This is a genomic window from Ruminococcus sp. OA3, assembly GCF_022440845.1.
Lineage (GTDB): Bacteria > Bacillota > Clostridia > Lachnospirales > Lachnospiraceae > Ruminococcus_G.
This window is the reverse complement of sequence record NZ_JAKNTO010000001.1, coordinates 208846-229663: the sequence shown is the minus strand read 5'-3', so window position 1 is coordinate 229663 and position 20818 is coordinate 208846. Positions and strand designations below refer to the sequence as shown.

Annotated in this window: 22 protein-coding genes and 2 CRISPR repeat arrays; of the genes, 20 read left to right on the top strand and 2 right to left on the bottom strand. The window is 43.4% G+C overall.

What is annotated here, in order from left to right; translation table 11 throughout:
- Window positions 1-19: 19 nt before the first annotated feature.
- The 19 genes from MCG98_RS01150 (at window position 20) to MCG98_RS01060 (ending at window position 17400) form a co-directional block, all read left to right on the top strand.
- Window positions 20-271, top strand: coding sequence for a hypothetical protein (locus MCG98_RS01150; protein WP_240286084.1), 252 nt, complete (start codon window positions 20-22; stop codon window positions 269-271).
- Between the two features lie 54 nt (window positions 272-325).
- Entirely contained in the window at window positions 326-571 is a 246-nt protein-coding gene (locus tag MCG98_RS01145) for a penicillin-binding transpeptidase domain-containing protein (RefSeq protein ID WP_240286082.1), read from the top strand.
- A 2-nt stretch (window positions 572-573) separates the two neighbouring features.
- Window positions 574-921, top strand: coding sequence for a penicillin-binding transpeptidase domain-containing protein (locus MCG98_RS01140; RefSeq protein ID WP_240286080.1), 348 nt, complete (start codon window positions 574-576; stop codon window positions 919-921).
- A gap of 260 nt (window positions 922-1181) precedes the next feature.
- Window positions 1182-1418 (top strand): zinc-binding dehydrogenase, encoded by a 237-nt coding sequence (locus MCG98_RS01135; RefSeq protein ID WP_275891353.1) that lies wholly within the window; start codon window positions 1182-1184, stop codon window positions 1416-1418.
- Window positions 1415-1990, top strand: coding sequence for a hypothetical protein (locus tag MCG98_RS01130; RefSeq protein WP_240286078.1), 576 nt, complete (start codon window positions 1415-1417; stop codon window positions 1988-1990). Before MCG98_RS01135 ends, MCG98_RS01130 begins: the two co-directional genes overlap by 4 nt.
- Window positions 1959-2306 carry an AraC family transcriptional regulator gene (locus MCG98_RS01125; protein ID WP_240300042.1) on the top strand — a complete coding sequence of 116 codons (348 nt, stop codon included), beginning with the start codon at window positions 1959-1961 and terminating at the stop codon, window positions 2304-2306. The genes MCG98_RS01130 and MCG98_RS01125 overlap by 32 nt, the downstream gene beginning before the upstream one ends.
- Before the next feature lie 416 nt (window positions 2307-2722).
- On the top strand, window positions 2723-4027 hold the full coding sequence (locus tag MCG98_RS01120; protein WP_240300041.1) for an MFS transporter: 1305 nt from the start codon (window positions 2723-2725) through the stop codon (window positions 4025-4027).
- Between the two features lie 145 nt (window positions 4028-4172).
- Window positions 4173-4748, top strand: coding sequence for a TetR/AcrR family transcriptional regulator (locus MCG98_RS01115; protein WP_240300040.1), 576 nt, complete (start codon window positions 4173-4175; stop codon window positions 4746-4748).
- Complete coding sequence (locus MCG98_RS01110) at window positions 4745-5257, top strand: GNAT family protein (protein WP_240300039.1); 513 nt, start codon at window positions 4745-4747, stop codon at window positions 5255-5257. The genes MCG98_RS01115 and MCG98_RS01110 overlap by 4 nt, the downstream gene beginning before the upstream one ends.
- Before the next feature lie 251 nt (window positions 5258-5508).
- Window positions 5509-5925 carry a YjdF family protein gene (locus tag MCG98_RS01105; RefSeq protein ID WP_240300038.1) on the top strand — a complete coding sequence of 139 codons (417 nt, stop codon included), beginning with the start codon at window positions 5509-5511 and terminating at the stop codon, window positions 5923-5925.
- Window positions 5926-6500: 575 nt separating this feature from the next.
- On the top strand, window positions 6501-7064 hold the full coding sequence (locus MCG98_RS01100; RefSeq protein ID WP_240300037.1) for a hypothetical protein: 564 nt from the start codon (window positions 6501-6503) through the stop codon (window positions 7062-7064).
- A 127-nt stretch (window positions 7065-7191) separates the two neighbouring features.
- Window positions 7192-8261: direct repeats of the CRISPR family, unit length 19 nt; unit sequence GCTCCCGCGAAGGAGCGAC.
- A 415-nt stretch (window positions 8262-8676) separates the two neighbouring features.
- Window positions 8677-10827, top strand: a complete 2151-nt coding sequence (gene cas3, locus MCG98_RS01095; protein WP_240300036.1) for a CRISPR-associated helicase Cas3' — start codon at window positions 8677-8679, stop codon at window positions 10825-10827.
- Window positions 10828-10856: 29 nt separating this feature from the next.
- Window positions 10857-11516, top strand: a complete 660-nt coding sequence (gene cas5c, locus MCG98_RS01090) for a type I-C CRISPR-associated protein Cas5c (RefSeq protein ID WP_240300035.1) — start codon at window positions 10857-10859, stop codon at window positions 11514-11516.
- Window positions 11513-13288 carry a type I-C CRISPR-associated protein Cas8c/Csd1 gene (cas8c, locus tag MCG98_RS01085; RefSeq protein WP_240300034.1) on the top strand — a complete coding sequence of 592 codons (1776 nt, stop codon included), beginning with the start codon at window positions 11513-11515 and terminating at the stop codon, window positions 13286-13288. Before cas5c ends, cas8c begins: the two co-directional genes overlap by 4 nt.
- 3 nt (window positions 13289-13291) lie before the next feature.
- On the top strand, window positions 13292-14182 hold the full coding sequence (gene cas7c / locus MCG98_RS01080; RefSeq protein ID WP_240300033.1) for a type I-C CRISPR-associated protein Cas7/Csd2: 891 nt from the start codon (window positions 13292-13294) through the stop codon (window positions 14180-14182).
- 5 nt (window positions 14183-14187) lie between these two features.
- Window positions 14188-14856, top strand: a complete 669-nt coding sequence (cas4, locus tag MCG98_RS01075) for a CRISPR-associated protein Cas4 (RefSeq protein WP_240300032.1) — start codon at window positions 14188-14190, stop codon at window positions 14854-14856.
- Window positions 14853-15884: a type I-C CRISPR-associated endonuclease Cas1c gene (gene cas1c / locus MCG98_RS01070; RefSeq protein WP_240300031.1), complete on the top strand. Its 1032-nt coding sequence runs from the start codon at window positions 14853-14855 to the stop codon at window positions 15882-15884. Before cas4 ends, cas1c begins: the two co-directional genes overlap by 4 nt.
- 120 nt (window positions 15885-16004) lie before the next feature.
- On the top strand, window positions 16005-16295 hold the full coding sequence (gene cas2, locus MCG98_RS01065) for a CRISPR-associated endonuclease Cas2 (protein ID WP_240300030.1): 291 nt from the start codon (window positions 16005-16007) through the stop codon (window positions 16293-16295).
- 170 nt (window positions 16296-16465) lie between these two features.
- Window positions 16466-16810: direct repeats of the CRISPR family, unit length 21 nt; unit sequence GTCGCTCCCGCGTGGAGCGTG.
- Window positions 16811-17154: 344 nt separating this feature from the next.
- Window positions 17155-17400 (top strand): hypothetical protein, encoded by a 246-nt coding sequence (locus MCG98_RS01060; RefSeq protein ID WP_240300029.1) that lies wholly within the window; start codon window positions 17155-17157, stop codon window positions 17398-17400.
- Window positions 17401-17656: 256 nt separating this feature from the next.
- Here MCG98_RS01060 and MCG98_RS01055 read toward each other — a convergent pair whose 3' ends face one another.
- Both MCG98_RS01055 and MCG98_RS01050 read right to left on the bottom strand, forming a co-directional pair.
- Complete coding sequence (locus MCG98_RS01055) at window positions 17657-18244, bottom strand: cytidylate kinase-like family protein (protein WP_240300028.1); 588 nt, start codon at window positions 18242-18244, stop codon at window positions 17657-17659.
- 30 nt (window positions 18245-18274) lie between these two features.
- Window positions 18275-19660, bottom strand: coding sequence for an MATE family efflux transporter (locus MCG98_RS01050; protein WP_240300027.1), 1386 nt, complete (start codon window positions 19658-19660; stop codon window positions 18275-18277).
- 214 nt (window positions 19661-19874) lie between these two features.
- On the opposite strand from MCG98_RS01050, the gene MCG98_RS01045 reads away from it, so the two are divergent.
- On the top strand, window positions 19875-20783 hold the full coding sequence (locus MCG98_RS01045) for a restriction endonuclease (protein WP_240300026.1): 909 nt from the start codon (window positions 19875-19877) through the stop codon (window positions 20781-20783).
- The last annotated feature ends 35 nt before the right edge of the window (window positions 20784-20818 follow it).

Genomic DNA, 20818 nt, shown 5'->3' with positions numbered 1-20818 from the left:
GGCTGTGGAGGATTATATAATGAAAGTAAAAAGACTGATGGATGATTTATGGGATTTGGTTGGAAGTCCCTATATGTCGGATCTCAGATACAGTCCGTGGAGGCAGGCAGCACAGAGATATATTTCAGAACTGGAAGAGTCTGTGTATTCTCTCGGTGAGTGGAACGATACAGCATATTATTTGTCAGGAAAAAACATACAGTTTACGGACGCTGCTGCGGCTAAGAGGTATCTGCTGAATGTTCAATCAGATGAGGCGGAAAAGTTATAAGACATTCGTGGCCTTTTTGTTATCCGGTTAGTGTTAACAGGTGTTAAAGCCTATATGAAAAACGGCAGTCTGGGAGAGTACGATGAAAAGAAAAGTTTCTGGTTGCTTAATAAAAATGTGGATTACAATGCTGTGTTTGGTGGACTGTCAGGCTGTGCTGTGATCTGGCACCCTCAGGATGATAGATTTGAAGTTTATAATCGGGAAATGTGTGTGAAGCAAGCGTCCCCCTGCTCTACCTTTAAGATCATTACAGCGCTGATGGGGCTGAACAATAACGTGATAGAAAACGAGAAGTGACGATGAAGTATAACGGTACACAGTATCCGTCTGCGGACTGGAATGGTTTCTGGTTAGGATCATCATTGAAGATATCACCGCTTGAGCAGGTGAGCGTGCTTGCCGGTATTTTTGAGGGAAACGGCATGTATGACAATAAAGATATTGATATTCTGGAAAAGATCATGCAGGTGGAGGACGGCGGTTCTGTCTATGGAAAAACGGGGACGGGCAGTGAAGGAGAAGCGTGGTTTGTGGGATTTGCAAAACTGGATGATCGGAATGCTTATTTTGCAATCTATCTGAATGATGTACACAACAGGGATCGGGTTTCCGCGGCGAAGGAGATTGCTACTGGGATTTTAAAGTAACGGAGATTCATTATAACTTGTAGTAAAAGTGTTTCCTGACAAATGAATGGGCTCTTTAACTGCGCTGGGTGTCATAATTATACCTGTTTTAAAAATAACTCTGGACTATAAAAAAGAACTATTAGAACAATTAAAAGAGGATTTACAGTACATATTAGCAATATTATAATTTGTTTTGATTAGGTAAAAGACAGACAAACGAAAGGTTTACAAATTCGTTCGCCTGTCTTTTTATTTTTACTTCAGAATGGTAGCTTAACCTGGCGAAAGAATTCGGCGCTACGCATACCTATAATGTGTCGGGAACGACGGTCGAAGAACGCGTGGAATTTATTGAGCAGATTACAAAGGACAGAGGCGCTGATGTCGTGATCGAATGTGTGGGAAGACCACAGATGTTTGCCGACAGCCTGAAATACGTCCGCAAGGGGGCACGGTCCTGTTTGTTTTGGGCTGTGTCTTCGGCTGCTGCCAAAATGTTGGAGGGACGCAAATGATACATATCCCGATGAATCAATACGAAAAGTACCAGTATGATTTTAGATCCTATTCAATGTTTAAGAACGTTGAAGTGCCGAAGGTTGCATGGATATTTATCGCAGATCAGGAGCACGGATGGGAACATACATTCCATATGTATGAAGAGATTGGGGTGCTGTCCTTTATTCTGGAAGGAGAGAATCAGATCAAGATTGAAAATAAAAATTTCCATGCCGGCAGGAATGACCTGACAGTGTTCAACCCTAAGATAGTGAGGGCGGAGAGGCAGAGTAAGTCCCCCTTTTCGGAGGTATCAATTGGTCTTACAGATATACACCTGTCGCCATTTGACAGGGATATGATACTACCGACTCCCATCACACCGGTGTTTAATTGCTTTGAATACAGTGAAATGCTGCGAAAGTGCTTTGAACTGATCGGGGCAGAGGCAGTAAAGGGCGATTTTGAATCAGGCATGCGCTGCTTTGACACTATCATGTTTGCACTGCGTGTGATTCTGAATTATATCTATCCCTTGAATCTGCAAAAATATACCGATGAAAACAGGGCTGGAGACGATTGCGGCTGATCTGTATTTCAGAACGCATTACATCTCCCATGAATTTAAAAATTTCTTTGGGATGGCACCGATACAGTACCTGATTTCCAGGAGAATCGGAGAGGCGCATGCACTCCTGCTTCAGGCGGATATGCCAGTCAGTGCTATAGCGAGGAAAGTAGGGTATACCAATATCAATAACTTCTATATTCAATTTAAAAAACCAAGGGGATTTCACCGAGTGAATTCCGGGTGTCCTCCAAAGGGGGCTGCCATCGACAGAATGGTCATGGCGGGAATCTGCGGTACGGACAAACACAGTTACAAGGGTGAGAGTGTCCAGTAGAAAGGAACTAAAAATGAAATTGATATTTCGTACCCTGTTATCCAGGGGCATGTAAATGTATTTATCATTGAAGAGATCGACGAGGTGGGCTCCATAACCCTTGACTTTGACGGCAATATTTTAAAGCCGGGGGACAGTTTGTGAGTCATCAGTTCCCGGTTGAGAAGGCGGAAGAAGCGGTGCTGACGAGCATGTCAAAAGACAGTATGAAGGTTGTGATAAGGTTTTAAAAATGTGTTGTACATGCTATAATGGAGCAAAATGACAGGAGGAATGTGTGAAAATGAAATTATGCATTGCTGCAGCTCTGTGCAAAGTCTGAAGTGGGCATTTTGCATAGAGTGATCCGATAAATTTCGCCCATAAGACTTTGCTGTTTCCTGCTGATTTTAATGAAACAAAGGAGCAAAGTCAAAATGAAAAATTTTAAAGCTACATTTCAAGAACTGAAAAGTTTTCTGCTGCTATGGTCTACGCAGTCATTATCAACTCTGGGAAGCTCAATGACGAATTTCGCACTGGTCATCTGGTCTTATCAGGATAAGGGGTCGGCGCTTACGACAGCTCTGCTGTCCGTCTGCTCTTATGCGCCTTATGTGCTGATGAGTATTTTTGCAGGCGCTTTCAGTGACCGGTGGAACAAAAAAGTCATCATGCTGGCAAGTGATACTTTTGCAGCAGGCTGTACAGTGGCAGTGCTGGTACTGCTGCAGACCGGCAATCTGGAAATCTGGCATTTATACGTTCTAAATGCGCTGAATGGACTGATGAATACCTTCCAGCAGCCGGCAGCTGATGTGACAGTCAGCCTGCTGACGCCTAAGAAGCACTATCAGAAGGTAAGCGGAATGCGGACGTTTTCCAGTTCGCTGACCAGCATTTTAACTCCGGTCATTGCAACCGGGCTGCTGGCATTTACAAATATTCAGACGGTGATCGCGGTTGATTTGACCACTTTTGGACTGGCCTTCGGCACACTGATGTTTGGAATAAAGGTTCCGGATATGAAACCCGCGGAAGAAGGAAAAGAGAAGGTGCTGCAGGCGGCAAAGTCCGGACTGCGGTATTTAAAACATAACCGGGGGATTCTGGATCTGATTTTATTTCTTGCGGCGATCAACCTCACTGCCTCCATGTATAACGCGGCGCTTCCGGCGATGCTGTTATCGGTAGATGGAGGAGGTGAAAATGCCTATGGCATGGTAAATATGGTCTCAGGTCTTGCCATGCTGGCAGGAAGTATTGCGGTGACGATGCTTCCAAAGCCTCAAAGCCGTGTCGGGGTTATATGTAATGCATTGCTCATGGCTATGAGTACAGAAAATTTTTTCCTGGCTCTTGGCAGGAGTCTTCCTGTCTGGTGTGTGGGTGCTGTGCTTGGATGGGTCAGCGTTCCGCTGATGAATGCCAACATGGATGTTCTGTTCCGAAACTACATTCCACTGACGATGCAGGGGCGGGTATATGCGGCGAGAAACACACTGCAGTTTTTTTCGATTCCTCTGGGATATACTTTAGGCGGCTATTTAGTAGACGGGGTATTTGAGCCATTTATGAAAGCACAGCCGGTGGATTCATTTTTTGCAGAGGCGTTTGGGAGAGGTAAAGGTTCCGGTGCGGGGATGCTGTTCTTTGCGCTTGGAGTCTTCGGAGTGGGAACCTGCCTTGTCTTCAGGAAGGATCCTCATATCTGGAAACTGGAACGAAAAAAGAGAGATTAATTGACATAAAACCCTGTGAAGGATTCTCGCCTTCATAGGGTTTGCTGATTTTAACGAAAAACATTGCCGCCATCGGTTTTTCTTGACTTTGCGACAGAAATGTCGCATAATAGAAAGAGACACATGTGTCGCAAAAGGAGGGGGCATGGGAATCAAGGGAGTGAAAACAAAAGAATTGATCAGACATCAGGCGTATCGGCTATTCGCAGAGAAGGGTTTTTCCGCCATTTCGATGAAGGACCTCTGTGAAGCGTGCGGCCTGAGCAGGGGAGGATTATACCGGCATTACGGCAGCACGCAGCAGGTATTCGAGGATATTTTGGAAGAGACTTTGAAGGCGGATGAGGAAATGGTGCAGGAGTCCATGAAAGAGGGGGCATCTGCGGGAGAGATATTGGAAGGTCTGCTGGAACGTATGAGGCAGGAGATGCTGGATGAGAAGCATTCGCTGAGTTATGCGCTCTATGAGTACTCCGTTAAATGTGACAACCGTTTTATGATTGAACAAAACTGCAAGGCGAAGCAGAAATGGCAAAAACTTATCGAATACGGAATCCAAAGAGGTGAATTTGCAGCTGTGAATGTGGAACAAATGACAGATATCATTCTTTATGCGTATCAGGGGGTCCGCATGTGGAGCCGGATGGTAAGGCTGGAGGAAAAGACAGCACAAAATATTGTCGATAGGATCAGAACAGATCTGGAAGGGGAAGGCGTATGAATTTTGAATTGCAAAAATGGAAACTGGAACACATCACCGATGTGGCGCGGTATGCGGATAATGAGAAGATTGCAGCCAATCTTCGGAATGTATTCCCGTATCCCTATACACGGCAGGACGCAGAGGACTATGTGCGTTCCTGTGCGGAAAATACTGAAGAGAGGCAGTTGTGCCGGGCGATCGTGGCGGAGGGCCACGCGATTGGAAGCATAGGGGTTTTCTGTGGAAGCGATGTGTATGAGAAAAGCGCAGAACTTGGATACTGGCTGGCAGAAGATTTCTGGGGTAAAGGGATCATGACTGAGGCGGTAAGGGGAATCTGCCGGGAAGCGTTTGCTGCATTTGATATTGTGCGGATTTATGCCGAACCTTTTGCACACAATGCCGGTTCACGGGGTGTGCTTGAGAAAGCAGGGTTCACTCTGGAGGGGATTATGAGAAAAGGCGTCTTTAAGAATGGAAAGGAATGTGATTACTGCATGTATTCTCTCCTTAAAGAGGAATGTTAAAAGAATTTTCAAGTGGTGTTAAACGGCAAATTGCGGTATAATCATTACAGGCACCGTAAGCCTGTGAGCTGTGCGCAGCCAGCAGGAAAAACGGTCAGGCAAAGATAAAAACACAACGTATGGTGTTACCATACAGACCCGGTAGGTAGTCCGGGCGTAAACAGTTTCTCACGGATACTGTTTATAAGTAACCTTCCTCCTTAGGTCGTCCATTCTTTGTCCATTATGAGCATATTTAAGGAGGAATCATTATGGACAGGGTATCGGTAACAGTCAGTGTGTTTTTTGAGGAACCATTCTGGGTAGGTTTGGTCGAACGGATTACCGACGGTAAGTTGGTCGTTTGCAAGGTAACATTCGGAACAGAACCCAGGGACTACGATGTGAACAGGTTTTTGCAGGAAAACTATTACAGGTTGCGATTCAGTCCGGCTGTGGAAAATGCTGTAAAGGATTTTCACGTAAACCCAAAGCGGATGCGGCGGCAGATTAAAAAACAGTTGAAGGATGTTGGGACAGGAACAAAATCTCAGCAGGCACTGAAATTACAGCAGGAGCAGTCCAGAACGGAAAGAAAAGTATCTGGAAGAGAGAGGAAAGAAGCTGAACAGCTGCGTAAGTTTGCGTTAAAACAGCAAAAGAAGAAAGAGAAGCACAGGGGCAGGTAACTGCCCCTTTGTTCTTTTTCTGCCCTCTCACTTCGTCTCAACAGAATTAATGCGAAATCTTTGAGAGAAATTCCAACACCTTTTTATCGACGGCCTCTGCTGGCCATGTTCTTCGTGAGAAACAGGAAAGCCAAAATCTGAAGATACTTGCAGTATGATATGCCGTGCCGTTATACTGACTGATTATTTGCGAGAGCAAAGAAATCTGCATGATATTTCAAGATCACCAGGCAACAGCGAAAAGTTGTTATCATAAAACAAAAGACGTTTTTGGGGATAGTTTAGCAATATGCAGGGATATCCAGTTTACGTCTGAACCTGTAGTTATTAATAGAATTTATTTCTTGATAGAAGCAATATTTCCGCCTGGTTTGCTGCAAAGGAAGACCGAAAGTTTGTAAAATGGAGGCAGAGAGAATACGGAACGACACGCTGAGAAAGCAGATAGCGGATGAACTTCTCACGATTTCATCAAAGTATGTTGCAATGGAACTGTATTTTTGTAAATGACCAAGGTGAAAATGATAATTTACATATGAAATTTTAAGTGAATTTAAGACAGGAGGAGGAAGACAATGGAAATTAGCTATTGTGTTCCAATTTTATATCTTTACGAATATCAGCATGTGACGCAGGAGATTGCAGGCAGGAAGAATGACGAGGATTTGCGGTCAGTAAAGTTGCCGTATATGAGAGAGGCAGACAAGAAGGAAATGCCTCAGAGGTTGTATGGGGGAGTGGGAACGTATAAGACAGTCAGAGACGGAGAGATTTACTTGTGTACACTGCTAAATCCAGAGACTGAAAAGGTGGCGGCTTATTCCATAGGAGTCTATCGGTCGGCAGAGTTGGTGGGAAAAGCTTTGCAAAATTTGTTTCAATCACATCGGCAGCCAGAAGAGGCAGTGATTATTCGCAGCAGTCAGAATTCTTTATACAGTACTGAGGTGTATAGAAAGATCTTGTCTGAGTATCATGTGGTATCAGAGATGACACAGAAAGGGACGAGAGGCGGCGTAGCGGCAGTCAGTATATTTTTTTCCAAGCTGATGCGTAAGAAAGGAAGGTATGAGTTTCAAAACTGGCAGGAGGCAGTGGATTGGCTGATGTGGTATTTGTGGGAGGATTATTTGGGGTAAAATCGGCTATTTAGCATGTTGCAGTGGGAGTCAAAATGGTAAGATAGATGAGCTGTCTTTCAGAATTCTGAGGCTTATTTTCTCGATGGAGGACGGGTATACCCGTCGGAACACCGTCCCACTTACGATTTCAATCCAGGCTCCCGGGAAGGAGCGACTGTAATCAATCTGAAGCTTTCTGATATCATGTTTATTTCAATCCACGCTCCCGCGAAGGAGCGACGGAAGAATACCTTACGTTGGAGGAAGCGAAACGCAAATTTCAATCCACGCTCCCGCGAAGGAGCGACCTAAGAAAGTTGGCAGTAAATAGTGGCTATAACATTTCAATCCACGCTCCCGCGAAGGAGCGACAAATTCGAAGAGTATTAACTTGTAACTTATAGAAATTTCAATCCACGCTCCCGCGAAGGAGCGACGATTCCGGAAATGCCCAAACCAAGAAGCAAACAAATATTTCAATCCACGCTCCCGCGAAGGAGCGACTGTGCGCCCTTATACCGATCAACCCGCATCTTATAATTTCAATCCATGCTCCCGCGAAGGAGCGACCGCATTACCGCAGGCAGGCCGCAGAGCTTGTACGATTTCAATCCATGCTCCCGCGAAGGAGCGACCATTGAAAATTTTGAGGGTGACGGTTTCAACCAATTTCAATCCATGCTCCCGCGAAGGAGCGACCTGGACAAGTGCCGATCGGCACCGCAGCATGGCATTTCAATCCATGCTCCCGCGAAGGAGCGACGATTTTTTTGGTTTGCAGGTTGCTTATGCACAGATTTCAATCCATGCTCCCGCGAAGGAGCGACAAAAAATCAGCAAGTGCACAAACATACGCATACATTTCAATCCATGCTCCCGCGAAGGAGCGACAGGTTAATCCGGCAGCCATTAACGGGCTTTTGAATTTCAATCCATGCTCCCGCGAAGGAGCGACTAAGGATAGAATCATCCCGCTTGCGACTGGATTATTTCAATCCATGCTCCCGCGAAGGAGCGACCCGGAACGTTTCTTTGCCCCGGATAACTTTTATAATTTCAATCCATGCTCCCGCGAAGGAGCGACGAAGTTTACGTTTCCCCTTTACATTGAGTACAAGGATTTCAATCCATGCTCCCGCGAAGGAGCGACCCGTAGCAGGCATGCTATCGTAAGCGGGACGATGATTTCAATCCATGCTCCCGCGAAGGAGCGACTGCAATTATACACAAAAATTCCGAATGGATTTATTACTTTTTACCAAATTTTTTAGTAATATCATTAAATTTACTTTCAAATTTAATTAAGTATTTAGATGCTATACTAGTTTTTGTACACTTTTGTGGTGCGAATCAACCGGGTTATTTATGTTTGCTTCATGTTCGCACTAAAAACTGCACTTATCTTAATGGTATACTAATAGATGATTTTATAATAATAGTTGTTATTATATTTGAAAAGATGTTCAGAATCTATCCGGACGTGTAAGATTAATTTTTCATTAATACTATATCATAAAATCATTTAAAATAGAATGTTTTTTGGCATTATTTTCCAATATATGTTATAATTAATCAATGAAAAATGTGCAAATTTACAAATGATTTGGATGGCAAGGGAGAAAATACAAAAGTGAGGTACTTAGCCCATATCAGCGACGATAAATTCAGAGAACAAACATTAAAAGATCATTTAGAAGAAACTGCAAAATTGGCAGGTGATTTTGCATCTGTTTTCGGATGTAAAGAATGGGGAGAAGGGTGCGGACTGTTTCACGATCTTGGAAAATATTCGGACAGTTTTCAGAAGCGGTTGCACGGCGGTCCAATCACGGACCATGCTACTGCGGGTGCCGTGGAACTAAATGAAAAAGCTCATAATCTGATAGGAGCGTACTGTGTCTCAGGGCATCATTCTGGTCTTTTAGACGGTGGAACAGTTGGTGATGCAGGCGGTGAAGCCACCCTCTGTGGAAGACTGCGGAAAAAAGTTGATGCCTATCAAATATACAGTCAGGAAATTTCTATTCCATCCTTTCCCGCGATACCGTTGCGCCCGTTGGGAAAGGGTGGTTTCAGCATGTCTTTTTTTATTCGGATGCTTTTTTCCTGTGTGGTAGATGCCGATTTTTTGAATACAGAGGAATTTATGAAAGGGAAATCCCGGTGTATCCAGTACGATTCTATTGATATTCTGTTTAAAAGATTACAAGAGTACATAGCTCCATGGCTGAATAATCCGGATAAAGATACGGTCAATGGAAGGCGAACAGGTATTTTAAAAGCATGTCTGGAAATGGGACCAGAAAACCAGGGACTTTTTCAGCTGACGGTACCAACAGGTGGAGGGAAAACTGTTTCTTCTCTGGCATTTGCACTGCGGCATGCGCTGGAACATCATTTGGAACGTATTATCTATGTCATCCCATTTACCAGTATTATTGAGCAAAATGCCCAGGTATTTAAAGAGATTTTAGGAAGAAAAAACGTTTTGGAACATCACAGCAATGTGGTCTGTGAGGATCCAAAAGAGCTGCAGTTATGGCAGCTGGCAACGGAAAATTGGGATAGTCCGGTGGTGGTAACAACCAATGTACAGTTTTTTGAATCCCTGTTTGCTAATCGCACATCGCAATGCCGGAAACTGCACAATATTGCCAACAGCGTAATCATCTTTGATGAGGCGCAGATGCTGCCGGTGCCATATTTAAAGCCGTGTTTACAGGCGATCAGTGAATTGACGTACAATTATCACAGCAGTGCAGTGATTTGCACGGCTACACAGCCCAGTCTGCAGCCGTTTTTTCCGACACAGCTTTCGATACGCGAGATATGCCCGGACGTGAAAGGACAGTATGAGTTCTTTCGACGTACTACGATTCAAAACATTGGAGAATTATCAGTGGATGAGTTGACTGGACATTTACTTCAAGCTTCACAGGTGCTATGTATTTTGAACAGCAGAAAACGGGTGCAGCGGATTTATGAGATATTAAAAGAACCGGGAACCTATCATTTATCCACTTTTATGTACCCGAATCATAGAAAGAAAATTTTAGAGGAAATAAAAGAACGGCTTCGGGAGGGATTGCCATGCCGTCTGATTGCAACAAGTCTTGTGGAGGCGGGGGTGGATTTTGATTTCCCAATGGTATATCGAGAGATGGCTGGAGTGGATTCTGTAATACAGGCAGCTGGCCGGTGCAATCGGGAGGGTAAAAAAGAAAGAGACAAATGCAGGACCGTCGTTTTTACGATGGAAAAAAGTGAAGATATTCATATTCCGGGTGAGTTGAAACTTCCCATTGCTGTGGGGAATGAGATTTCGGGAGAGTATGAGGATATTGCTTCACTGGAAGCTATTTCTGAATATTTCAGAAGGCTGTTCTACTATAAAGGAGAGTCTCTGGATCAGAAGAAGATCATAGAACAGTTTGAGCAGGGAGCACGTTCCTGTATGTATCCCTTCGCCTCAGTCGCAAAAAGTTTTCATTTAATTGAAAATAGAACAAAGACTATTTTAATTGATGTCAAGTCGGAAGCTGAGAAAATTGCGGAACGCATACGATGGGGAGAACGCTCCAGGCAGTTGCTGCGAGATGCGGGGCAATATTGTGTCAATATATATGAACAGGATTTTCAAGCTTTAAATGGAGCTGGATTGCTCGAGCAGATAGAAGAAAAAGAATCATTAGAACTGTATGTGCTGAGAGACCGGGGGCTGTATACCTGGGAAAAAGGATTGACCATCAATGTAAGCCGGGGTGAGGCGGTGATATTTTAATCTCATCAAATACATGAAAGGAGGAAGGTATGAGCCGAGGAGTTAAAGTTAGGGTCTGGGGAGATATGGCATTGTTTTCCAGACCGGAGATGAAGGTGGAACGGTGTAGCTATGATGTGATCACACCGTCTGCGGCGCGAGGGGTACTGGAAGCAATCTATTGGCACCCGGGTATGATTTGGAGAATTGACCGGATTCATGTCAGAAAGCCAATCCAGTTTACCAGTGTTCGCAGAAATGAAGTGAAAAGCAAGGTACAGGCCAGCAGTGTTTTAAATGTAATGAATGGAGGAAATAAGGATTTATACATATGCAGCAAGGATGACATCGTGCAGCGGGCGGCAGTGCTGTTGAAAGATGTAGAATATGTGATCGAGGCACATTTTGATATGTCGGGTCAGGCTAACGACAGCGATAATCCGGGGAAATTTAAAGATATTATTATGAGAAGACTACGGCGGGGAGAATGTTATCATACACCATATCTGGGATGCCGGGAATTTCCGGCAAATTTTGAACTGTTTGAAGAAGATCCGGTCGTTACGGCATATGAAGGACAGGAAAAAGATTTGGGATACATGCTGTATGATTTTGACTACTCCAATCCAGAGGATATTCAGCCAATGTTTTTCCGGGCGGTTATGAGAAGTGGCGTTCTCGATGTGAGGGATTGTGAGGTGGTTCGATGATCCTGCAGTCTTTGGTGCAGTATTACGAAGCTTTAGTAGAGAGAGGAGAGGTGACGAAACCGGGATGGTGCAGGGCGAAGGTATCCTTTGCATTGAATCTTTCTGCGGAAGGGGAGTTGATAGGAGTTCTTCCGTTAAAGGTTTTGGAAGAGCGCGGAAAAAAGACGGTTATGGTACCTCAACAAATGGTGGTTCCGGAGATGATATCTCGCTCATCAGGGGTAGCGGCTAACTTTCTGTGTGATAATTCCAGTTATTTACTGGGGATAGACAACAAAGGAAAACCGGATCGTTCGAAGGAATGTTTTTTGTGTGCTGCGCAGAAACATCAGGATGTTCTGGGTCAGGCAGACAGCAAAGCAGCGCGGGCAATCATACAGTATTTTGAAAAGTGGCAGCCGGAAAAAGCAGCTGAGTGTGACATATTGAAGGAAGATCTGGAAGATATTATCGAGGTTGCCAATCTGATTTTTTCCGTTGAAGGTCGGTTTGTACATGAGGATTCGGAGGTAAGACGGGCGTGGGAAAAATATGAAGATCATGATGGGCATGCGAAATCGGGGACTTGTCTGGTGACAGGTGATAAAACACAGATTGCCAGAACCCATGGGTTGATCAAAGGTGTTCCGGGAGCGCAGCCCAGCGGGGCGTCACTGGTATCTTTTAATGCGCCGGCCTTTGAATCTTATGGAAAAGAGCAGAGTTACAATGCTCCGGTTGGAAATTATGCGGTCTATGCGTATACAACAGCATTGAATTATCTGCTGGCTGATCGAAGGCATGCCACTGCTATAGGGGATACGATGATCGTATATTGGTCGGAAGATGGTGAGGAAGTCTATCAAAATGTATTTGCCTGTGCCACAGAGCCGACAATGGAAAATCAGGAGATTGTCGACGGCGTATTTAAAAATCTGGCGATGGGCCGTGCGATCGTAGTGGACGAGGTAGAAAAGGCATTATCTCCGGAACAGAGATTTTATATCTTAGGGGTGTCTCCCAATGCTGCCAGAATCGCGGTTCGTTTCTTTTATCAGGACAGCTTTGGGAATATTTTAAAAAATATCAAAGCGCATTACGGGAGGATGGAAATTGCGAAACCGGAGGCAGACCAGATGGAGTACCTGGGTATTTGGAGGATGCTTCAGGAGACGGTTAATAAAAAGTCCAGGGATAAAAAACCTGTTCCCAGTCTGCCGGGGGCAGTCTATCAGTCAGTGATATCAGGCGGTCGCTATCCGGCCTCCTTGTATCAGGCGGTTTTGGGAAGAATTCGTGCAGAGCAGGATGACAGCGACAGCCGTATTTACAAAATTACACGGGGTCGTGCGGCAATCATAAAGGCATATCTGTTGAAAAACGGGCATCAGAATAAGGAGGAAATTACTATGGCGCTTAATGAAAACAGTACAAATGTAGCCTATACACTGGGCAGGACGTTTGCAGTGCTGGAAGCAATCCAGGAGGAGGCGAATCCGGGAATTAATGCCACGATTAAAGACCGGTATTTTAATTCGGCGTGCGCGACACCGGCTTCGATTTTTCCAGTGCTATTCAAGTTGGAAAACAGCCATATTAAAAAAATAAGCAATCCAGGCATCAAAATCTATTATGAAAAAATGCTGGGGGAGCTTCAGGAAAAAATTTATGTCAGTGATGAGCAAAAGGATGCTTATCCCAGACGTTTATCTTTGGAAGAACAGGGGATGTTTGTTCTCGGATACTACCATCAGACAAGAAAACGCTATGAAAAGAAAGCGAAGGAGGATTAAGATATGGCAGAAGCAATTAAAAACAGGTATGAATTTGTTGTATTATTTGATGTGGAAAATGGAAATCCCAATGGTGATCCGGACGCGGGGAATCTGCCCAGAATTGATCCGGAGAGCGGATATGGCCTGGTGACGGATGTTTGTTTAAAGAGAAAAATCAGAAATTATGTGGAGACAGTAAAGGAAGATGCACAAGGCTATAAGATATACATTAAAGAAGATGTTCCGCTGAATCGCAGTGATAGTTCAGCATACGAATTTCTCGGAACAGATGAGAAGGGAATTAAGGATTTAAAGAAAAAAGACCCTCAGGTGGACAGTAAAATCCGTGATTTCATGTGCCGCAATTTCTTTGATATCCGAACCTTTGGTGCAGTTATGACCACGTTTGTAAAAGCAGCACTGAACTGCGGACAGGTGAGGGGACCGGTGCAACTTGGTTTTGCAAGGAGCATTGACCCGATTATCAGCCAGGAAGTAACAATAACCCGTGTAGCGATTACGACAGAAAAAGACGCAGAAAATAAGAAAACGGAGATGGGAAGAAAGAATATTGTACCTTATGCATTATATCGTGTGGAGGGATATATCTCTGCAAATCTTGCACGCAAGGTGACCGGATTTTCGGAAGAGGATTTAGAGCTCCTGTGGGAAGCTATCATCAATATGTTCGAGATTGACCATTCTGCTGCCAGAGGAAAGATGGCTGTTCGAGAGTTAATCGTATTTAAACACAGTAAAGAACTGGGCGACTGCCCGGCATACAGATTGTTTGATGCTATTGAAGTGGAAAGAAAGGAAGATGTGATTTATCCGAGAAAATATTCGGATTATACGGTCTCTGTTCATGAGGAACAAATTCCGGACAGTGTGGAAGTATCAAGAAAGATGTGAGGTCGATGGCAGAGTACAAGGAAGATGATTTTCTAATGCTCTCGGGAATTCAACATTTCGCTTTTTGCAGGAGACAATGGGCGTTGATTCATATTGAACAGCAGTGGCAGGAGAATGTGTACACGGTAGAGGGTCAATTGCTGCACAAACGGGCGCATGATTCTTATTTGACAGAGAAACGCAGCGATGTCATTGTCAGTCGTGGAATGCCAATTCACTCCAGAGTGTTAGGAGTCAGTGGAGTTTGTGATATTGTGGAGTTTCATAGGGCAGATGATGGTGTACAGCTCTATGGGCACCGTGGTCTGTTTCGTGTCTATCCCATAGAATATAAAAAAGGAAAACCTAAAGATACAGACATTGATATTTTGCAATTGACAGCACAAGCCATGTGTTTGGAAGAGATGTTCTCTACGGTGATTACAGAAGGAGCACTTTATTATGGAGAAACAAAGCGCAGGGAAAAAATCGAGTTTACGGATGAACTGAGGTTACAGGTAAAAAATAGTTTTGAAGAAATGCATCAGCTCTATCAAAAGGGATATACTCCGCGGGTAAAATGGTCGAAAAGCTGCAATGCATGTTCTTTGAAGGACATCTGCATACCCAAACTTGGAAAATCTGCTTCGGTTAATACATATATCCATAACATAATTACGGAGGATGAAAAATGAAAAAGTTACTGAATACATTGTATGTGACTTCTCCGGACTGTTATCTATCTTTAGATGGAGAGAATATTGTTGTGTTGGACAAGGATATAGAAATGGGGAGGGTACCATTACATAATTTGGAGGCAGTGGTATCCTTCGGTTACCGAGGAGTAAGCCCCGCTTTAATGGGAGAATGTGCCGACAGAAACATAGCACTCTGTTTTTTGTCACCACAGGGCAGATTTTTGGCACGCGTCACAGGTAGTGTGAAAGGAAATGTGTTACTTAGAAAAAGACAGTATGAGGTATCGAGAGATAAGACCATCAGTCTGAAAATTGCTCAAAATTGTATTTTAGGAAAAATCTATAATTCGCGGTGGGTGTTGGAACGTGCCATCAGAGATCATGGACTTCAGATTGATCTGGACAAAATGAAAAATGCATCTGTCATTTTGAAACAATCACTTGAATATATAATGGCTTCTCAAACAATCGATCAGTTACGCGGTTATGAGGGGGAGGCCGCCAGCGTTTATTTTGGAGTCTTTGATGAATTAATCCTGCAGCAGAAGAAGGAATTTATTTTCAATGGAAGGAATAAAAGACCACCCATGGATAATGTTAATGCGATGCTGTCTTTTGCGTATACGCTGCTGACCAATATGGTGGCTTCGGCGTTGGAAAGTGTTGGATTGGATCCGTATGTGGGGTTTATGCATACAGACAGACCTGGGAGAGTTTCATTAGCGCTGGATCTGGTTGAGGAACTTCGTGCTGTTTTTGCAGATCGTTTTGTCTTAACCTTAATTAATCGTAAGATGCTAAGTGGAAAAGATTTTACCAGAAAAGAAGATGGTGCAGTTATCATGAATGATAAAGCCAGAAAAATGTTCCTTTCAGAGTGGCAGAATAAGAAAAAGGAGATGATAACGCACCCTTATCTCAAGGAAAAGGTAGAATGGGGAATGGTTCCATTTGTCCAGAGTATGTTGTTGGCCAGGCATTTGCGAGGAGACCTGGATGCATATCCACCATTTTTCTGGAAGTAAAATCTTTATAGAAAAATAATGTATGATAAATTTAGAATAGTAGTTTCTCAGCTGTGAAGATAAGTTAAGTAACTTCTATTCATAATGATGCAAAATGGAACAGTATGAATAGGGGGCCATATGCTTATATTAATTACTTATGATGTCAGTACTGAAACAGAGACAGGGAAACGTCGTTTGCGAAAAGTGGCAAAACAATGTGTAAACTATGGGACAAGAGTACAGAACTCGGTTTTTGAATGTATACTTGATAATGCGCAATATGTTATGCTTAAATCTGCTTTGTCGGAGATTATTGATAAAGAGGTAGACAGTCTCAGGTTTTATAACCTGGGGAATAAACATAAGACAAAGGTTGAGCATATTGGCGTTGATAAAGGAATCGATGTGGAAGCACCGTTGATTTTATGAGTGCGAACAGTAAGTAATCATGAAATGTCATGGGGATTCGCACTGCAAAAATAAGCTGGTTGTTGTAAATATACAGCATTATATCTTAGTTTTTATGCTGGTTTTATGATAAATGTCTTGGCGTTGCATAAATGTTTTAATTTTAAATGATTTTTTTGTGCATTATTGCTGTCGCTCCCGCGTGGAGCGTGGATTGAAATCGATCAGCTTCGGTTTTCATCGCATAGAGGATAATGTCGCTCCCGCGTGGAGCGTGGATTGAAATAGACAATCTTGCAGACCATGCAGGAAGAACAGTCACGTCGCTCCCGCGTGGAGCGTGGATTGAAATTGAGCGTACAAAGATCAGAGAGGTTATGCGGATCCGTCGCTCCCGCGTGGAGCGTGGATTGAAATGTTTTGATACTTCCGCCAGAATATCCTCAAACATGTCGCTCCCGCGTGGAGCGTGAATTGAAATTGCTTTAGCAGCTCCTCACGGAAGTCCTGCAAGGGTCGCTCCCGCGTGGAGCATGAATTGATTTTTTTAGGGGAGGGATAAAGTACAGGAACATCCGAATTGTGAAAAAATGATTCTTGCAGTTGCACAGACATTAGATGGTATCGGTTACTTTTTGGGAAAAAAGAAGCGAAGCAGTACGATGATAAACTATGAGAATGTATGAATGTTTGGTGAAAAGCCAGGATTTAGACATTGTACAGGCAGCGTTGAATTTTTTGTTTACACTTTTTTTAAACAGAAAAGATTATGCCAAAGCGCAGGAATATCTTAATCAGATTCCAGGATGGAGTTTTAACGAGGAAAGATTTCAGGCAACACTTTACAGAAAACAGGGAGAGATATACAGGAGGCATACGAGTGCCACGAGAAATTATCTTCAATGGATATGCAGATATATCCTGGGCGTTGCAGGGGATCTATGTGATGGCTATGGAAGAGGGAGATATCGAAAAGGCACGCTGGATCGTTGGAAAACAAAAAAGTCGGGCACACTTGCTGGAAATGGGGCTATACATGGAAGTTTCGCCGGAATGGGATCTGGCAGTGACAAACAAGGATAAAGATAAGATGCTTGACATTCTCTCTGAAGGGTATATGGTGTAAAAACATTGACGCTTATAAAGACTCCAGACTGTATTACTATATAAAGCATGCAAAGATCAGTATGAATGGGATTGCACTCATGTTGAAAAAGGATTTGAAAATGGCACCAGTATTGAATTTCTAAAAGAAGACAGACGCTATCTGAAATTGATACGGGAACTTGACAGATACGAAAATGTGAAGTCATCTGTTTGACAATAGGTATTAGTAAAAAAGGATATGCCAGAACGGGGAGGCATATCCTTTCTCAAAGCATTTAGTACACGAGTCCAGTGATAATGTCTATACACTTGTCAATTCCCAGTCTGCTGCTGTCCAGAGTCAGGTGGTAATTCTGTGATTTTCCCCATTCCTGATCAGTGTAATATTTATAATTGACGGAGCGTTTTTTATCTTTGTCGCGCAGGCGTTTTTCGGGTGACATATCACGCTCTCCATATTTTTCAACAATTCTTCTGGCACGGTCTGCCATTGGTGCATGAATAAAAATATTCCACACATTTTCCATATCCCTCAAAATGTAGTCTGCACAGCGGCCCACAATAACACAGGATTCTCGTTCTGCGATAGACAGGATCAGTTTTTGCTGTGCGATCCACAGATAGTCAGCCGCTGAGACACCCGACTGGTCCCGGCCCACGAATGCATAGGAAAAAATGTTTCCGGTAGGTGAATATTCCCCGGCTTCAGCGATATATTCCGGAGTGTACCCGGTGCTTTCTGCGACCTTTTCAATGATTTCCTTGTCATAATAAGTATATCCCAGCTTTTCTGCGACCTTTTTGGCGATTGTACGGCCGCCGCTTCCGAACTCTCTGCTGATCGTAATAATATTGTTTTCCATATTATTTTCCTCCTTGCTATTTTGTTTTCATTATACACCGGATGTCTTGATTTTTCTTATATATATTTTTTTCATAAAGAAGCAGGCAATGCCTGCAGTCAATGCTTCGGCGATGATAAATGTTATCCATACGATATCAGGAGCCCAAACGGTAAAAGCCCATGCGACCGGAAGTACAAATATCAGCTGCCTGAGCAGAGAAAGAACCAGCGATTCAATACCGCATCCAAGAGCCTGAAAAATTCCCTGAAATGCGATATTTGCACCAGCAAAAACAAAACTGACAGAAACGACGCGCATGGCGGTAATGCACAGATCTTTTGTCTGGGCGGACAGTGAGAAAAGTCCGGCCAGCGGTGCAGCAAAAGTTTCAAGGGCAATCAGGCATACGATCATAATCACGAATGTATACAGCATTCCAAACTTCATTCCGTCTTTTACGCGTCTGCGGTCTTTCATCCCATAATTAAAGGAGACGATTGGAGTAATCGCATCGCGGAGACCGAAGGCGGCGAATAGTACAAACTGCTGTATTTTATAAAAGATGCCGTATGCGGTTACATAGGAACTTCCGATCCTTCCGAAAATAATATTTATCCCATAATTCATAATAGACATGACACCCTGGGCAATAATGGCAGGAATTCCGATGGCATAGATTTCTCCAACGATTCTTCTGCGCAACTTTAGGTTTTTGAAGTGAAATGGAATTTCCCTGTTTAATTTAAAGTGAAAACCTGCGGCAAGAATAAGGGAAACAATCTGTCCAATAACAGTTGCGTAAGCCGCGCCACTGATACCAAAAGCGGGACAGCCGAACAGACCATAGATCATGATTGGATCCAGGATAATGTTTGTTACCGCGCCTGCAACCTGGGCAATGGTGGAGAACAGAGATTTACCAGTAGCTTGCAAAACCTTTTCAAAGATAGAGAAAAATACAATACCGAAGGAAATGATGCAGCATATCCCCAGATACTGGTCTGCCATTTCCCTGACAAGCGGATCCGTTGTTTGTGTTGCAATAAATGCATCCGTGCCGAAAATACCAAAAATTAAAAATATTGCATAAATAATGCCCGCCAAAGTCATGGCGTTTCCTGCAATCGTGCCTGCTTTCTCGCGATTTCCCTGCCCAAGTGTCCGCGCGAGCAGTGCATTTGTCCCGACACCAGTCCCTATACCGATGGCAACCATCAGCATTTGAATCGGAAATGCCAGTGTCAATGCGGTGACCGCTGCTTCACCCATGCCGGATACAGCGGCAGTGTCAGCCATGTTGGATACAAAATAGCTGTCTACAATATTATAGACTGCCTGCAATACCATTGATAAAATCATGGGTATGCCCATATTCAACATCAGTTTACCGACAGGCAGTGTACCCATTTTGTTTTGTGTGACTTCTTGATTCATGATTGACCTCCTTGTTATAAAAACAAAAAAAGTGCGTGAATCCATCTGGATTTACGCACTTTTTGCTACTCGATACCATTATTTTATCAATGCATTTTTAAAATGTCAACTCCTTTTTCTTATAGAGAAAATGACTGGTCTGCGTTATAATGTCTTATAAGGGAGTAGCAAAAGAGAAATTTAGTCGCATCAAAATTCAAGGAGGGCGGACAGTATGCCAAATAACATACCGGGATATTTTGAAATGCATAAACCTTTTCTGGAGGTTTTAAAAGATGGGGAATGTCATGAACTGAAAGAAATTAAAAAATATGTTGCAGAACTTTTGAAACTTACAGAAGAAGACATGGCAGCGTTGCTGCCAAGCGGCAGGCAGAAGGTGTTTGCTAACCGGATCAGTTGGGCAGGTACATATCTAAAGAAGGCCGGTTTGATCAGCAGTCCAGGACGCGCAGTGTTCGTTATTACAGAAGAAGGAAAACGGGTATTGCAGGAAAATCCTGAGGTAATTGACAATGCATATCTTTTGAGATATGAAAGTTTCCGGGAATTCTGGCGTGGAGCCTCACCTCAGGCAGAAGCACCGGAAGAAATTGCAGAAGTGGAAACACCGGATGATATTTTCGAAGGAGCATTTCAAAAAATCAGGGAAAACCTGGCTGATGAAGTACTGAATGAGGTCATGAAGCTCTCTCCGGTAATGTTTGAAAAAATGGTTCTTGATCTGCTCCTAAAGATGGGATATGGTGCATTTGAAAATGCAGGGCAGCTGACGCCGGCAACCGGCGATGAAGGAATTGACGGTATCATCATAGAGGATAAACTTGGGTTTGATCTGATTTACATTCAGGCAAAGCAGTGGGATCTAAGTAGGACTGTGGGAAGACCTGAGCTCCACACTTTTGCCGGGGCGCTTGCCGGTAAAGGTGGGAAAGGTTTATTTGTCACGACAACAAAGTTTTCGGCTCCGGCTAAGGAATATGCCGGTCAGCAGCATATTGTATTGATTGATGGAAAAAAACTTGCGGAATTGATGATAGAATATAATTTTGGTGTAAGTGTAAAAAAGGTTTTTGAAGTCAAAACGCTGGACACGGATGTATTCAATGAATACTTAGAATAACAGAGCCATATATGAAAGAGATAGTTTGCTTTTTA